The sequence below is a fragment of the Amphritea atlantica genome (genome assembly GCF_024347255.1).
Lineage (GTDB): Bacteria > Pseudomonadota > Gammaproteobacteria > Pseudomonadales > Balneatricaceae > Amphritea > Amphritea atlantica.
Map to the genome: position 1 here is coordinate 989,164 of NZ_AP025284.1, position 16,494 is coordinate 1,005,657.

The following is a 16,494-nucleotide window of genomic DNA, read 5'->3' on the forward strand; positions in this document are numbered from 1 at the left end:
ACACCTTCTGCAGAGATATCGAGTCGCAGTGCTTCGCCGATGGCGATAATAGCCCGGATCAGCGCCTGGCTTTCAGGGGGTGAGTTGTGCGACAAAGCTGCGATCAATTTTGATGCGGGTGAAGGGGAATGTGTGTCGCCACAAACGCATCAAATTCTGTCACCGTTATCGGTTTACTGAAGAGATAGCCCTGATAGTTTGTGCAGCCATGCTGCTCCAGAAACTGCTTTTGGGCTTCGTTTTCCACGCCTTCAGCGATAACTGACAGCTTCAGGCTTTGTGCCATAGTGATAATCGTTTGTACCACCACCGCATCATTGTGACTGTCCGGTAAAGTACTGATGAAGGATCTGTCAATCTTAAGTTGTTCCAGCGGTAGTTGAGTCAGATAGGATAGCGATGAGTAACCTGTCCCAAAATCATCCAGTGAAAACTCCACGCCCAGGGCTCTGAGGCTATGCATTTTATTTATTGAACACTCGATATCATCGATTAATAAGCTTTCGGTAAGTTCAAGTTTTAAACGCTTAGGTGGTGCACCGGTTTCCTCCAGTATCTGACGTACCTGATCCGTAAAGTCGTCCTCGCGAAACTGGCACTGACTGACATTGACCGCCAGATTCAGGTTCTGAAAATAGGGTTGATCTGCCCAGACTTTCAGCTGCTTGCAGGCGGTTTCCAGAACCCACCTGCCAACCTTCAGGATCAGTCCGGTTTCCTCTGCCAGCGGGATAAACTCATCGGGACGTACCATCCCGCGCTCGGGATGCTTCCATCGAAGCAACAGTTCGGCGCCGATAATATTGCTCCGCTTATCGATCTGGGGCTGATAATGAACAATAAATTGTTGGTCCTCTATTGCGTAGCGCAACGCAGCCTCAAGGGTTGCGCGTTCAATAACGGTTGCCTGCATTTCAGGATCGAAGAAACACAGCGTATTTCGACCATCGGCCTTGGCCTGATACATTGCAATATCGGTTTGTTTTATCAGGTCGTGTGCGCTATTTTCAGCGTCGCTGAACAGAGTAATCCCCAGGCTTGTGGTCATGTGCTGTTTTTGCCCTTCGATGGTATAGGGCAGATGGAGTTCATGCAGTATTTTTTCCCCTATTCGGCGGCTCTGTTCGGCGGCTTCCTGAAGGTCAGAACTCAGGTTCTTGAGCAAGATCATAAATTCATCACCACCAAAACGAGCGACGGTATCGCCTTTACGCACACAGGTCATCAGTCGTCGGGCAACATCGATCAGTAACTGATCACCGGCGTCGTGGCCACGGGTATCATTCAGGGTTTTGAAGTTGTCCAGATCGATGAGCAGCAGGGCCCCTTTGTGTTGGCTGCGATTTCCGGCGGATAATGCCTGATCCAGCCGGTCTAACAGTAAACGGCGGTTTGGTAGCAGGGTCAGGGGGTCATGGTAGGCAAGATGTTCGATTTCTGCTGCGGCCTGCTTTCGTTCGGTTATGTCCGTCAGCGTCCCGACATAATGGGTAATGTCACCACAGAGGTTTTTCACGGCTGTAATATTCAGCCATCCGGGGAATACTTCACCGTTTTTACGACGGTTCCAGATCTCATCCTGCCAAGCTCCTTCCCGTATAATACTGTCCCACATCGATTGAAAGTAAGCGCAATCATGGTAGTCCGATTTGAGTATGTTTGGTGTTGAACCCACTGCTTCTTCGGAAGTAAAGCCGCTTATCTCGGTGAAGGCTGCGTTGACGCGCAGAATCCGTTTTTGTGCATCGGTGATGATGATGCCTTCCTGGGCCTCGAAGGCCGTGGCTGCAATTCTGATCTGCTCTTCGGCCCGGTTATGCTCGATACGTCTGCGTAGCGTCACGATCCCGAAGGCCAGATCCTCTGCGAGCTCAGATAGTAAACGTTGTTCCTCTTCTATGAAGGCATTTTTTTCGGTTGAATAGATGTTCAGAACCCCAAAGGTGTGTTGATTCTCATCTTTCAGGGGCAAGGCAATGGATGATTCATAACCGAACTCAGCGGCGATATTGAGCCAGGGGTGTCCTTTACTATCCGTCACAAAGTCATTAACGCAGGTAATCTCTCCGCTACGCAGGGTAGCACCGCTGAGACCATGATCGTGATTTGTCCAGGATTCTTGCAGTCGTTCAATATAGCCTTGTTGGGTGCCTGGTCCTGCTGAGGCCACGGGTCTGATGGTGTGGGTTGAACTGTCTGCCTGTAGCCCCACCCAGGCGAGGAAGTAACCGGCCTCATTGCAAATAATATGGCATATGTCATCGAGCAACTGTTGTTCGTTTTCAGCGCGTACCAGTACCTGATTACAATCACTGATCGCGCGTAATTCACGGTTCAGGTGTTTTAATGCCGCTTCATCCTTTTTTCTTTGCGTGATATCGCGGCCGATGGCCAGCACTGAAACAATGTTGCCGAAGGGGTCATGTTCTGCAGCAAAGCGCACGAACTGGTTTCGGGGCTCTCCATCGGTATGCCGTATAGTCAGCTCCATCTCTGCGGGTTGGCCGTTTTGCAGCACTTGGCGGAGTTTCGATTCAAACTCAAGAATCTTTCGACTTTTACTGTAATTTGTTATTTCGGCGGGTGATTTGCCGAGTATTTCTTCTTCAGATAACCCCAACGCCTTGGATAGAGCGGGGTTGCAATAGATGGCGTGACATTGATGATCATAACGGGCAATGCTGTCAGGTGAGTTATCGGACAGATTGCGATACTCCTGCTCACTCCTGATAAGAGCTACCTGAATTTTCTCACGCTCGCTAATCTCTTTTTTAAGGTATTCGTTTGCCTGAGCCAGCTCCGACGTGCGCTCCTGTATGCGACACTCAAGGTTTTGTTTCGCATCCTTTAGTCTGCGGGTCAATTCCTTAAAACGAATCTGCATGGAGACCCGTGCCAACACTTCCTGATGGTTAACCGGCTTGGTAATGTAATCAACGCCGCCAACGTCAAAGCCGAGAATTTTACTTTCCGTCTGGTCTGCCGCTGTCATAAAGATAACGGGAATCTCCCGGGTCCTATCGTCCGCCTTCAGGCGGCGACAGATTTCAAAACCATCCAGATCGGGCAGATGTACGTCCAGCAAAATCAGTGTAGGGGGGTGATCCATCGCGATTTTCAGTCCAGACTCGCCATTGATCGCCACCTTGATCTGAAAACCGGTTGCGGACAGGTTTTCAGCTACCAGACTGAGGTTAGCCGGAATATCATCAATAATTAATATCGCATGATCTACAGGGTCAAAGAGGTCATCAGAATATTGGTCAGGCTCATTCATTCACTGTTACCCCTGGACTGCGTGATAAAAACTTGTAACTGTGCAATATCGAATTGTTTCGCCAGTTTCTGCAGGTGACGTGCAAAAGGGACATACCTTTCGTTCTCGTTTTCCAAATGCATAGCCTGTTTCTGAATATCGAATATTCTTCCCTCTTCTGCTAAATCATGCAACAGAGTCAATGTCTTAATAGGTGGAGCAATCAGTGATAATTCCGGCTCTGCTGGCGTATCAGTATAAACCCATGTCAATTCAAGCTGTGTTTCAAGAATGTCCAGCAGGCGATCCAACTGAATGGGCTTAGGCAGAAAGCCATCACAGCCTGCTTGCAGGCTATTTTGACGATCAGCTTCTGACACGCTGGCGGAAACGGCAAGAATAAAAATGTTCTTCAATTCAGGCAACAGGTGAATCTCCTGTGCCGCCTCGAGTCCCGATTTTACCGGCATCACCAGATCCATCACGATGATGTCTGGTTGCCAGCTTAAAGCTTTATTTATCGCTGCTTGTCCATCTTCTGCTGTGTCAATCGCAAAGCCCAGGGGTTCCAGTAGATCCTTTAGCAGCAGGCGGTTGTATTGCTTGTCATCAACCACCAGAATTTTACGTTGCTTGCCCACATAACCGGTGATGCGGCGAAGCAGTTCAGATTTTTGAGGGGGGGCGCCCTCTGCCACAGGCAGGGATATGTCAAACCAGAAAGAACTGCCCCGGCCCAATTCACTTTCAACCAGTAGTTTTCCTCCCATTTCCTGGACAATTCGACGGCTGACGGACAAACCAAGCCCCGTGCCTTGCACTCGCATGCTGACTTCGCCGGCTTGGTTAAAGGGGTGGAATATCCGCTCAAGTTCACTTGGGGCGATACCGATACCAGTATCTTCAACTTTGAAGCGTAAGGTCGTTGTTTCGTTCTCTTTAATGGTATCGAGTGCCTGTACCGTCAGGGTCACGCTGCCTTTATCGTTGAATTTAACTGCATTGCCCAGCAAATTCAGTAATACCTGACGCAGGCGCGTCTCATCAGTCACTACCAGGTGAGGTAATGGGGACAGGCTCTCGTAGGTGAATGATAGTTTTTTCTTCTCGGCCCGGGGCTGGATGATACCTAAAATTTTTCGTATAAAGCTGTCAAGATGGAAGGGGGCTGGCGTAAGGGGCAGTGAGCCTGCTTCAATTTTCGCCAGATCGAGTATGTCATTGATCAGCGTAAGCAGGTGCTCGCCGCTATGCTTAATGATATTCAGACCATCGGCCTCAGGATTATTGTCCTTGCGCGTTCGCTGGAGGAGATCAGCATAGCCGAGGATCGCGTTAAGGGGAGTTCGCAGCTCATGGCTCATATTTGTTAGAAAGGTGCTTTTGGCCTGATTCGCAACCTCGGCTTTTTCCTTGGCTATCTGCAGTTCTTTGGTGCGCTGCAGGACCTCTTCTTCAAGATGAAGACGATAATGCCTCAGCTCCTCTTCTTTCCGCTTCTGCTCGGTAATATCCCGTCCTTCAGGAATCAACTGAAGAACCAGGCCAGTGGCGTCGGTAATAGGTGAAAGCGAGAAATCGACATTGTGTAAATTACCATCCTTGTCAGGATGGGTTACCTCGAAGCGTATAAACTCTCCACCCGCAGCACGGCGAATTGCATCCTGCAACTGATGTTGCAGTTCAATGGAATGGGCCCACCAGGGCGTCTCCCAGAAGGGCTTGCCGACGACCTCACTTTCCTCGATACCGACAAGGTTTAATGCGGCGCGATTGGCTTTCAGGATTGTGCCATCCGTGGATAACAGACCAATAAACTGGAAGGTCTGATCAAGGATTGCCTGCACTCTCTGTTCACTGGCACGCAGTTTCTCCTGCATATGCATGCGTTCGGTCACATCGCGTGAGAGAACAAGAAAGTCGACATCAGCGTCGGAGTCTTCAGCGGGTATTTTAGAGAGTGATAGCTCAAACCAGCGGGTACCATCGGGCAGATCCAGGCGCAGGATATTCCCTATTGATACACCTTCCGCATCCGCCTGGCGGATGGCGTTCATACAGACATCGGCTGCTTCAGGCGGGAGAATCTCATAGGCCGTCCTGCCAATCAGTTCCTCTCTGGGGGCTGCCAGTAATTCTGGCCGCCGTGTCCAGACGTTGAGATACCTTCCTTCTGTATTTACCTTAATCAGGATATCCGGTATGGCGTTAATCACTCCCTCACTAAATGTCAGCGCCTGTTTAAGTTGCAACTCGGTTTCTTTACGTTGTGTGATGTCGATCAGCGATACGAAAACCTTGGACAGGCTCTCTTCATAGCCTGGGCAGACAGTCAGATTGAGCATCACATTTCGTCGCTCACCGCTAAGGGTTTTAACCACCGCATCGCTTTTTATTCTGGTATTACCATGCCACAGTTGGATCAGCTCATCGCGAAATGTATCGAGCGTTTCTCGGGTAAAGGTATTAATCAGGCCTGCCAGCAATTCTGCTTTGTTAGTCGCCCCGTGTAACTTCAATGCTGCTCTGTTTACCTCTACGATTTTGGCCTGCTCCGCACATCTGTGAACGCTTTCTGGATGCTGATCAAAGTAAGCTTCTATATCGTTCACTCCGCTATTGCGCAGATCGTCGAAAAAACACTTTATCGCAGAAAAATCGTCCTCCCAGGTTGGTACTGGGGAGTTGTCAAAGATCAGGTGGTAGTTCGCCTCGTTTTCAGTTAACGCATCGAAGTCATCGGCAGTTTCAAATGAAACAGCAGCCAGGGAAACCAGCATTTCAATCACCGATACCTGCTGTTGCGTAAAACTTTCCCCTGGTTTGTTGTTTTCGAGATAGATGACTCCGCGTGTTTGCTGCTGGATGATGATCGGCGAACAAAGCAGTGACTTTGGCTTTGCCTGCAACAGATGTTTGTCATCGGCAAATTCACCGCTATCTGTGTCCACATCAGCAAGCAATACGACACGGCCGGTCTTTTTCACATAACCGACAATGGACTCGGCAATAGTGCGAAATCCAGATGTCGGAGCATATTGGAATTCAATCTCTTCATCCTTAGCCGCCAACGCAAATAATTCGAGGTCAGGTTCGACAGACAGGTAGGCAAACTGTGCTGCCGTATGCTGCATGACACGGCATACGAGGGTTTCAGCGATTTTATTCAGATACTCAGTCATCACTTGAACCTGTTGAGAAACTCGACAATCTGCTGCATATCAAACCCTTTGGCCAGTTTCTGCAGGTGCCGAGCAAATGAGCCATAGGCTTCATCCTCTGTTTCCAGATGTGCGGCTAACGTCTGTATTTCAAAGATCTGCCCTTGTTCGGTTAGTTGAAGTAACTCTAACAGATATTCGCTGGGCGGTACGAGCAGGGGGACTTCGCTTGAGCTATCTTCTTCCTCAGCGTATGCCCAGGTTAATCCCAGTCGTGCGGCCAGTATATCAAGCAGATACTGCACTTCGATCGGTTTGGGGAGAAACTCATCAAAGCCGGCTGCAAGGCTTTCGCCCCGATCTGATTTTGACACACTGGCCGAGGCCGCAACCATTATCACATCGTTTAATTCCGGCCTTTGGCGCATCTCTCTTGCTGCAACTATCCCGGATTTGACTGGCATCACCAGGTCCATCACGATAACGTCTGGCCGCCACTGCAGGGCCATCTCTACCGCCTGCTGTCCATTTTCGGCTGCTTTCACCTCAAAACCCAGTGGTTGTAGTAAATCTACCAGTAACTGCCGGTTAAACAGCCTGTCGTCAACCACCAGTATTTTGTATTGTGCGTCCGCTTCGTAACCGGTAACAGGACGCGTCCATGATGGTTCCTCCTGCATACTGGCTGATACCGGGAACGTCAGGTCGAACCAGAAGGTACTGCCGTGCCCCAGCTCACTCTTAACCAGCAACTGCCCCCCCATCTGTTGCACAATCTGACGGCTGATCGCCAGACCGAGCCCGGTGCCTTCCTCACGCTTAAGGGTTTCACCCGCCTGCTCAAAGGGCTGGAAGATCCGTTCCAGTTTATCCTGCGCGATGCCTACGCCAGAATCCTCTACCCGGAAACGCAAGGTGACAACTTCCACATCGTCATCCCGTAGCTGTTGCAGCACCGAGACGATCAGCGACACATTCCCCTCATCGTTGAATTTAACCGCATTACCCAACAGATTGAGCAAGACCTGGCGCAGACGTGTCTCATCCGTCACCACGACCCCGGGTAAAGGGGAAAGGGGTTCATAGGTTAGTGACAGGTTTTTATCCTCGGCTCGAGCACGGATAATGGCGATAATCTGCTGTAAAAAGTAGGGCAGGTTAACTGGCGCAGAGTGGATTTCCAGCTTACCCGCCTCTATTCTGGCCAGGTCAAGGATGTCGTTGATCAGGGTCAGCAGGTGTTCACCGCTGTGCTGGATGATATCCAGGCCCGCGTAAGCAGAGCTGCCAACGTCGCGGTTGCGATAGAGAATATCGGTATAGCCCAGGATGGCATTGAGTGGGGTACGCAACTCATGGCTCATATTGGCCAGGAACACGCTCTTGGCTTTGTTTGCCGCTTCTGCTAGTCGCCGGGCTTCATCAGCAGCTTTCTCTGCATCCTGTAACTGCTGGTTTGACTCGGTTAATTCACGTGTACGTAGTGTCACTTCTCGCTCAAGTTCTTCGGTCCTCTGGTGAAATTTTCGCACACGATAGCGATACCCGGCCATAATAAGGGCGACGATAAACAGCCCGGCCAGAGTCCTGAACCACCAGGTTGCCCACCATGGCGGTGTAACCGTAATTATCAGCGATGCCCCTTGTTCATTCCATACGCCGTCATTGTTGGCAGCCTTGACTCGGAAGGTGTAATCCCCAGGATCAAGATTGGTATAGGTGGCGCGTCGATTCGCAGTGTCGGTGGATATCCAGCTCTGGTTAAAGCCCTCCAGCATATAGGCGTACTGGTTTTTTGCTGGCGCACGATAATCTAAGGCGGCAAATTCCAGGCTGAGTGAGATGTAGTTGTAAGGCAGGGTGATATGCCGGGTAAAGCCGATACTCTGCTGTAATGGCGAGTTATCACCGATTGCAACCGGCTTGTTACGCAGTTCAAACTTCGTTAAAACCACTGGCGGAGGAGTCGGGTTATCAGGCAACTGATCGGGAAAGAAACTGTTGAAACCTTTGGCCCCGCCGACGAATATTTCGCCACTGGGGCTCGTATACCCCGCCGTGTTTTCCAGTGAATTGCTCAATAGTCCATCATTCTCGTCATAGCGGCGCAGGCTGCGGCTGTCAGGGTTAAAGCGCGCCAGGCTTTTACCGGCAATCACCCATAGATTACCGTCAGCATCATCGGCCAACACAGCGCTAATCTCTGGATAGGTGGTGAAATGCTTACTTGCAGGATCATATTGGTTCACCCCGCTGGTGGTTGCTACCCATATTCTGCCTTGCCGATCCTGATAGGTTTGATGGCTGGTAAGGCCGCTAATGCCGTGCTGGTCGGGGGTGAAATTCAGCGCTTTCTCGGTTAGCGGATCGAACAGGCTAACCGACGCATCACCGCCTATCCACAGCTTGCCATCCGCCTCAGCCTTCACATAGTTCAGATTCACATTGTCCGGCATGCTGTGCGGATCGCTCGGATCATAGGTAAAGCGTGTAAAGATACCGCTGACTGGGTCGAAGCGATGTAGGCCTGCGCCATACACAGCCAGCCACAGGTTACCCTTAGCATCGAGTTCCACGCCGGAGACCCAGTCGCTGGCCATCGCATTGGGATTAGCCTCGTCGGCATGGTACTGGGTCCAGGTTTTGCTACTGATGTCAAACTTGTTCAATCCTGCAGTGGTGGCGACCCACAACCAGCCACGCGGATCATAGAGGATGTCGAAAACATTATCGTTACTCAGGCTGTTGCGGTTGTTTGGTTCAGCCTGGTAACGCGTATAAGCATTGTGCTCCCGGTCAAAGCGAACCACGCCCTGATCCCACATAGCGATCCAGAAGATGCCGTCCTTGTCCTGGGTGATTTCACGCACCCGGCCTGCTGGCAACGAATTCGGGTTGTCCGGTTGATGCTGGTAGCGGGCGAATCGCTGCCCATCGGGATCATATCGGTTGGCACCCCCCATGCTGCCAAACCACAGTGCCCCGTTGCGGTCTTCGGAGAAGTACAGACCGAGGTCATTGCTAAAACTGTCTGGGTCATGCGGGTTACTCTGGAAGCGTATGAACTGCTGCTTTTGCTCATCAAAGCGGTTGAGTCCGCCACCCCAGGTGGTGATCCACAGATCACCACGGCTATCACGCTTCATATCAACGACATAGTTGTGGCTCAGACTATGGCTGTCGGTTTCATCGTGCATATAGCGAATGGAGCGGCCGCTGGCAGGATCGAAATGATTGAGGCCGTTAGCCGTTCCCACCCAGAGTGTGCCGTCGGGATCTTTCCAGATCGTATCGACACCGTCGTCGCTCAGGCTATCTGGATCATCCGGGTCGTGCCGGTAGTGGGTAAAGACGCCGCTCGCCGGATCGAACTTGTCGAGTCCGCCACCGAAGGTACCCACCCAGAAGCTGCCATCGTCATTTTGAATGACCTGACCCGCAACCGTGCCACCCAGACTGTTAGGATCATCCGGATTATGAAGGTAGTTAGTGAATTGCTCGGTAGCCGGGTCAAAGCGGCTCAGACCATTGAAGGTGGAAACCCACAGGATACCATCACGGTCCTCATACAATAGCCACAGGGTATCGTTGGCCAGGCTGTTGGGGTTGTTTTCATCGTGTTGATAGTATTTCCAGCTATCGTTTTCCGGATCATATCGAACCAGTCCGGCACCATAGTTGCAGAACCACAGCGTACCATCACGACCTTCGAGCATCGTCTGGTAGAACTGCGGCGTGCTTTTGCTGCCCCTGGCCTGGGGCATGAAAGTGGTCATCGTTATGCCGTCGTAGCGGTTAATGCCTTCGACCGTGGTCATCCAGATAAAACCCTGACGATCCTGCAGCACGTGGAATACCGAATTGTGAGACAGGCCATCATCAATGGTCATGTGGTGAAAGACTGGTGTAGCGGGCAGGCTTTTAAGAGGGTTCGCAGGCTGAATCGTCGGTGAAAGGGGGCTGGGCTGGGCATAAAGAGCAGTAATGGTACTGCCGAGTAGTATGATAACCGTCAATTGTATAATTTTTGTTATCGTGACTGTGGCTTTCATCGGCCTTCTCAATCGCTTTGTTCTATTATCTGCTTAGTCCGCCCTGACTGAGTGCAATATTTATTGTTAACAATACAGTTAATGTCTGTCCTTCAAAGCGTAGCCTGGTCGGCGCAGATCAATCCATTGCAATCAACCGTACAGTGATTGATTGTTGAGTTAAATAAACCTGGCTATTTAAACTCACCAAACTGACTATCTAAGTATCTTCCACATTAAGGCTTTGCGGTATGTCTCAGATCAATCCGGTTTGCCATACTTCCTGTAGCATGAGTAGAGCTCTTAAGGCATCAGAATAATTTTTGTGTATATTGATATTTATGAATTCAAACGAAGATTTACACTGGGTGGCGCATGCTTTGTAACTGGCCCGCAAGGCTGCTGAGGTTGATGAATTGCCAGTGGGAGCCGTCGTTGTGCTGGATGGTAATTGGCGAGAACTGGTACCTGCCGATCATGCAGGCATGACCCGACCGCTTATGCGGAAATAATGGCGCTACGTGCAGCGGCAGCTAAAACTGAAAACTATTGACTTAACGGAGCGACGCTGCATGTCACCATAGCCGAGGTGAAACTGTTGTTATCAGAGGCTTATGCGCCTTAGTGAGGGGGCTTATCGGTCTCAGATATAAACCAGAATTGCAATATAGTGGCTGATGCTGCCCCCCAGCACGAACAGATGCCATACCCCATGCATCCAGGGGTAACGATGGTCCAGAGCGTAAAACAGAATGCCCGATGAGTAGAGAATGCCTCCGGTTAACAGCCAGAGAAAACCTGCGGCAGGCAGCACGGCGAGCAATGGTTTTATTGCCAGCAGAATTAACCAGCCCATTACAAAATAGAGAGTCATTGGCAGCACCCGCCTGCCGCGCTTGGGACGTGCAACGAGTACCACTCCCAGTATGGCCAGGCTCCAGACTGCACCGAACATCCACCACCCCACAGTATCTTTAAGAGTAATCAGCATGAATGGGGTGTAGCTGCCGGCGATCAGCAGATAAATAGCCTGATGATCCAGTACGCGAAATATCCGTTTCGCACGTCCCGGGGGCAGACCGTGATAAATGCTTGATATTGAATAAAGCAGAAAAAGCGTGGTGCCATATAGACTGAACGCTACGATGTGGTACTGATCACCGCTCCGTAAACCTACCAGAACCAGCGCAACTGCGCCCACCAGCGCCAGTGCCGCGCCAATCAGATGTGAAATGCTGTTAAACCGCTCGCTGCCGCCCATAATGGATGCTTTCGAATGATACTGCTATCCGCTGAATTAGATTAAGTCCCGCTGTCCCACATCACGTTGCAGTGATCTTTGGCTGCCGCCCTGAGCAGCTCTATCACCGGCAGGGCACGATGGGCGAGGTTGACGTCAGGTTCATCGTCATACCCGCTCTCTGTGGGCGTTTGCTCCCCGTCGGCAATCGCTTTTTCCAGGCGGGCTAATGCTGCTGGAACATCATCAGCAAGCAGTGCCCCAGGCACAGTCTCGCTATGGCCCATCATTTTAAGTAGCCTGATGGCGACTTCGCCAAACAGGGTAATGTTCGCGTAGGCGGGACAGGAAAAGGTTATAAGCATAAATATCTCCTTTTTCTGAGCTTTGTCTGGTAACAAGCTCACTTTCATAACTATATCGTTGCATATCCAATACCAGAGCGAAACTGATAATACTCAGTGCGCTTGAGAAACAGGTGAGACTGGATGACTCTGCAGAGCAGGCTTCGTCATTATCTACAGTTTGAGTATGGGAGTGACGAATACCCTGGACCGTAAGATGATCAGACTTCTGACTGAGATGGCTTATTTAACAGACTTTTCTCTAGAAGATTCTGTGCCCCCGCTGTAATGGTTTTGGTATATTGCATCTATGAATGAGATAAATGATATTCGCTGGATGGAGCATGCACTGCAACTGGCTAAGCGGGCTTCGGATGCCGGTGAAGTGCCTGTAGGAGCGGTTGTGGTCCAGGATGGCAAGGTAATTGGAGAGGGATGGAATCTGCCTATATCAGGGCACGATCCTACCGCTCATGCTGAGATTATGGCGTTACGTGATGCCGCAACTCGCATTGGTAATTATCGTTTGGTGGGAGCAACACTCTACGTCACCATTGAGCCCTGTACTATGTGCGCTGGTGCCATTATTCATGCCCGGGTGGAGCGGGTGGTGTTTGGTGCCACCGAACCCAAGGCTGGAGCGGTTATTAGTAATGCTCTTCTGTTTGATCAACCCTGGATAAACCACTGGCCTGAATATCAGGGGGGGGTCTTGGCCGAGCGTTGTAGTGACGCTATCAGTGCTTTTTTTCGCCGTCGCCGTTCAGAAAAGAAAGCTGAGAAAAACGCTGGTCAGGGGCTGACGTCAGGTGCAAAAATTATTACAGGCCCGGAATCAAATACCTCAGGTTGATGGTTTTTCTGTTTGGAGTTTTACGAATATTTAACGAAATATGATTTTCTTATCCTGTTCAATGGATGCTGATAAAACTGTTTCAGATCAATCATCAGGCTCTGTTAAGTACGATACGATCTTTGCCCCGGGCCTGACATTCGATGATGTTTATGAAATTTATCGGATTATTGGCCCGATTACTCAAACCGGATTGTAAAAGTAGATGGCTAAGACCTGACTCGAATACAAGCCTGAAGAGTTTTCCTATACTCGGTGGTTCCAGTTTTTACAGGGTAAGGGACGCGTTTTTAGGGGGGGGGTAAATTATTAGTTGGACTCTTGTTGGGATTGCTTGTCGGTATTGTAGCGTTGAACAGTCAGGCTGCTGAGAAAGTGGTGCTTGTGTATGGGTATCCTGATGTATCAGTCTGGACCACGAAATGAGATTCCGATGGGCAACTGAAAAATCCGCTGCTGGTTGTGGCGGAAAACTGTTCAGTGAAGCCGATGTCGAGTGGCAGAGCAGGGCGCTTCCCGCCAAACGTTGATTCAAGTATCTGCAGGAAGGGGGTCATACCTTTCTCTATTTCGCGCATCAACTCTTGAGGTATGTTGTCTGTTTAGTCAACCCGTTGACGCTCAGGCGTTTGAGGATTATCTCCGCCTGCAGATGACAACCAGAGAGTTACTGTCGAACTTGCAACCCGTTATCCGACCCGCTTTGGGGGGCCTCCTTGCGGGCCAGCAGAGTGCCATCACCTTCGGTACGTTGTTTTATCCATTGGATCAGATCGCTCCACATTCTGTCGATGTCGTGCTGACTGGGCATAATCCCGGCGTGCTTGAGTTCGATCGTCATGACCGGAATATGTTTGACAAACCAGCCATAGTTGCCCAGAGAGCCGGGATAGGTCCCCAGCTGTCTCAGATGCAGAGGCCCTAAACGTCTTGGCGGGGTTATGGTGCCATCGTAATCCAGTATGCCATGGGGGGCGTGAACCGAAACGATGATATCCGGTTGCAACTCGTCGATCAGTTGATGAATCGCCTGGGTTTCAGGTTCGCTCAGGGGGGTTGTGCCAGGGTAGTAACGAGCTCGTTTTTTGGCGTAGGTTTGCCAGTGTTTGAGGGGATCAATGGCAGTTTCTGCCGGGATGAAGTTGCGATTGAGGTCGACATTGTTGGCGTTTACCCGGGTCGATTTTTTCTGCAGCAGTCCATCGGGATTGGTCAGCGGCATATAATGCCAGTCAAAAATACCACTGTGGTTTTCCTGTAAAATTTTCAGCCATTTAAATGAAATACTGACGCTGGAGTATTCATCGCCGTGTATGCCACCCAAAAACAGAATTCTGGGCGCTTTTTCCGTGTCGGGATCGGCTGGAAAATGTTTTTCCAGCAACGGCAGGTGACGGTTTGAATAAAATCGCGGCGGATCAAACTTTGCGGCGAGGCAATCAGCGGTTGAGACGCTGCCGAGTTTTGCACCAATCTGCTGACAGATGCTGATAACATCCTCATAGGGCCCAGTCTGGGGGGCAGGTTTCGTGACTTTACCGGACAAGCTGCCCTTGGCTTCGCTGCGGGATTGTGAACGGTTGGCGTCGGCACTATGCGTATCAGCGATCTCAGTTTGTGAGTTTTTGCTTTCTGCGCTTTTGCTTTCTGAGCTTTTGGATACTGAGTTATGAGTTTCTGGGCTGTTCGTCGCTGGAGTTTTGCTTGCCGCGGTCGAGACTTTATCGCGAACATCGGTTGTATCGGAGTCTGCGGTTGTGGCGGCGCCGCTGTCTTTTGTTTCTGGCAGCACTTTGCTGTCTGTCGGGTTATTAACAGTGTGATCTGCTTGCCGGGGCTGGGTGTTAATGTACAGGGAGAGAGGATCTTCCGGTTCGGCAACACTGTATGAAGCTATGCTGAGAGTAAGTCCGGCGACAATTATCGTTATAAGTCGAAGAAACATGGGGGCAGGCTTACTCGGTTGAATGGTTTAGACCCGCATTGTAATCGGCTTTTTGATGGATGTGGAGATCTGCTAATACGATTGTTTCAAAAACTATGTTTAGTCAGGGGGCGGGGCGGGTGTTGCTTTATAGTGTTGAAGGAATGGTATCGATCATCTCCTGAACCGCTTCCTCACCATTATTCAGGGGATTTCCCGGCATGACTATTTCCCCCTCGTTTTCGGCTGGACTCAGTGGCGGTTTTGCCGCTTCAATCCTGGCCTTACGCAGCTCCCAGTCCAGCAGATCGTAGTAGTTGCGGATATTTTTCACATAGAGCACCGGTTCATAGCCACGGGCATACCCGTGGCGCACGGTTTGGTAATACTTTTTCTGGGTCAGGAGTGGCAGAAACTCTTTAACATCACTCCACTTGTCCGGGTCTCTGCCAGCCCGTGCGGTCAGAACCCGGGCATCTTCGAGATGTCCGTAACCTATATTATAGGATGCCAGTGAGAACCAGATGCGCTCTTTGCCCTGAATTCTGTCGGGGATCTTGGCCATCACTTTCTTGAGATAGTAAGCCCCTCCCAGAATGCTCTCTTCCGGGTGGGTCCTGTCTTTAACACCCACTTCTCTGGCCGCCGCCCGGGTCAGCATCATCACGCCTTTTACACCGGTGGGTGAGACCGCTTTAGGATTCCAGTGTGATTCCTGATAGGCGATTGATGCCAGCAGACGCCAGTCGATATCGGTTTCCTGCTCTGCGATCATGAAGTATTGCTCAAGTTTACAGAAGCGCGATTCCAGATCTGACCTGAAGGTCTCTATATCAACATAACCGAGGCGGGTCTGGCGGGTCAGATACTTCTTTTTAAGCCTGACCAGTAAATCCTGAGTAGAGGGCGCTTCAAAAAAACGGTTGGTGGCGCGCAGCAGGCTCTGATCGTTCTGTTTGATTAACAGCCAGGCTACCGGTTCTGGTTTGCTGAGTGCCAGGGATTTTTTCAGACCGGGAAAATAGGATTTCTGCGCATCGAACACAAAGTCGTCACTGATGGTGTAGTCGATCTCCTGTTCATACACATCTTCAAGCAGTTCCGTGACACTGCTGGTGGTTGTTTCCTGCCATTTGAGAAAGCCGTAGGTCTGCTTCAGTGTGCGCAGCAGTTCTGCATGGCTGCTATTGGCAATCACCTTAATGCTTTTATTTTCAAGATCAGCGATGGTTTTGGGTTCCGGTTTTCCCTGGGTAACACGATAGATGAGGGTGGGAGTAGAGTAGGCATAGGCGGGAGAGAAGCGGAAACTTTTTTTGCGCTCCTCAGTCATGGTCAGGCCGGCGGCGGCAATATGGGCGCTACGGTTCTGAACCAGTGTGAACACCTCACCAAACGTGTCGGGAATAATCAGCTCCAGCTCTACTCCCAGATAATCGGCGAAAGCTTTCAGTAGTTCATATTCAAATCCGGTGGGGTTGCCGTTGTTATCCTGATAATAGGTTGTCGATGTATTGCGGGTGGCAACCCTGAGTGTTCCGTTTTTCTGAATTGAATCAAGTTGAGTGTGATGGCCCAGGTTATAGAGCAGCAATGCCGCAAACAGTGATACTGAAATCAGCAGGAAAAGAAGCTCTTTGGCGTGAAATAAATTTATTCGCATAAGAAAATGGGCTTTTTCTGGT

General features: G+C 50.4%; 8 protein-coding genes. 1 reads left to right on the top strand and 7 read right to left on the bottom strand.

What is annotated here, in order from left to right:
- Positions 1-103 precede the first annotated feature (103 nt).
- From OCU43_RS04475 to OCU43_RS04495, 5 genes are all read right to left on the bottom strand, one after another.
- Positions 104-3,277: an EAL domain-containing protein gene (locus tag OCU43_RS04475; protein WP_091359857.1), complete on the bottom strand. Its 3,174-nt coding sequence runs from the start codon at positions 3,275-3,277 to the stop codon at positions 104-106.
- On the bottom strand, positions 3,274-6,438 hold the full coding sequence (locus tag OCU43_RS04480) for a PAS domain-containing protein (protein WP_091359854.1): 3,165 nt from the start codon (positions 6,436-6,438) through the stop codon (positions 3,274-3,276). The genes OCU43_RS04475 and OCU43_RS04480 overlap by 4 nt, the downstream gene beginning before the upstream one ends.
- Positions 6,438-10,307, bottom strand: a complete 3,870-nt coding sequence (locus OCU43_RS04485) for a hybrid sensor histidine kinase/response regulator (RefSeq protein ID WP_175483555.1) — start codon at positions 10,305-10,307, stop codon at positions 6,438-6,440. The genes OCU43_RS04480 and OCU43_RS04485 overlap by 1 nt, the downstream gene beginning before the upstream one ends.
- Positions 10,308-11,091: 784 nt before the next feature.
- Positions 11,092-11,709, bottom strand: a complete 618-nt coding sequence (gene trhA / locus OCU43_RS04490; protein WP_091359850.1) for a PAQR family membrane homeostasis protein TrhA — start codon at positions 11,707-11,709, stop codon at positions 11,092-11,094.
- A 41-nt stretch (positions 11,710-11,750) separates the two neighbouring features.
- Entirely contained in the window at positions 11,751-12,053 is a 303-nt protein-coding gene (locus OCU43_RS04495; RefSeq protein WP_091360078.1) for a DUF1840 domain-containing protein, read from the bottom strand.
- Between the two features lie 289 nt (positions 12,054-12,342).
- On the opposite strand from OCU43_RS04495, the gene tadA reads away from it, so the two are divergent.
- Positions 12,343-12,885 (top strand): tRNA adenosine(34) deaminase TadA, encoded by a 543-nt coding sequence (gene tadA / locus OCU43_RS04500; protein ID WP_091359848.1) that lies wholly within the window; start codon positions 12,343-12,345, stop codon positions 12,883-12,885.
- Between the two features lie 667 nt (positions 12,886-13,552).
- On the opposite strand, the gene OCU43_RS04505 is transcribed toward tadA, so the two are convergent.
- On the bottom strand, positions 13,553-14,830 hold the full coding sequence (locus OCU43_RS04505) for a M14 family zinc carboxypeptidase (RefSeq protein ID WP_091359846.1): 1,278 nt from the start codon (positions 14,828-14,830) through the stop codon (positions 13,553-13,555).
- 127 nt (positions 14,831-14,957) lie between these two features.
- The gene (gene mltF, locus OCU43_RS04510) at positions 14,958-16,472 is read right to left on the bottom strand and encodes a membrane-bound lytic murein transglycosylase MltF (protein WP_091359843.1); all 1,515 of its coding nucleotides are present in this window, start codon (positions 16,470-16,472) and stop codon (positions 14,958-14,960) included.
- Between the last annotated feature and the right edge of the window lie 22 nt (positions 16,473-16,494).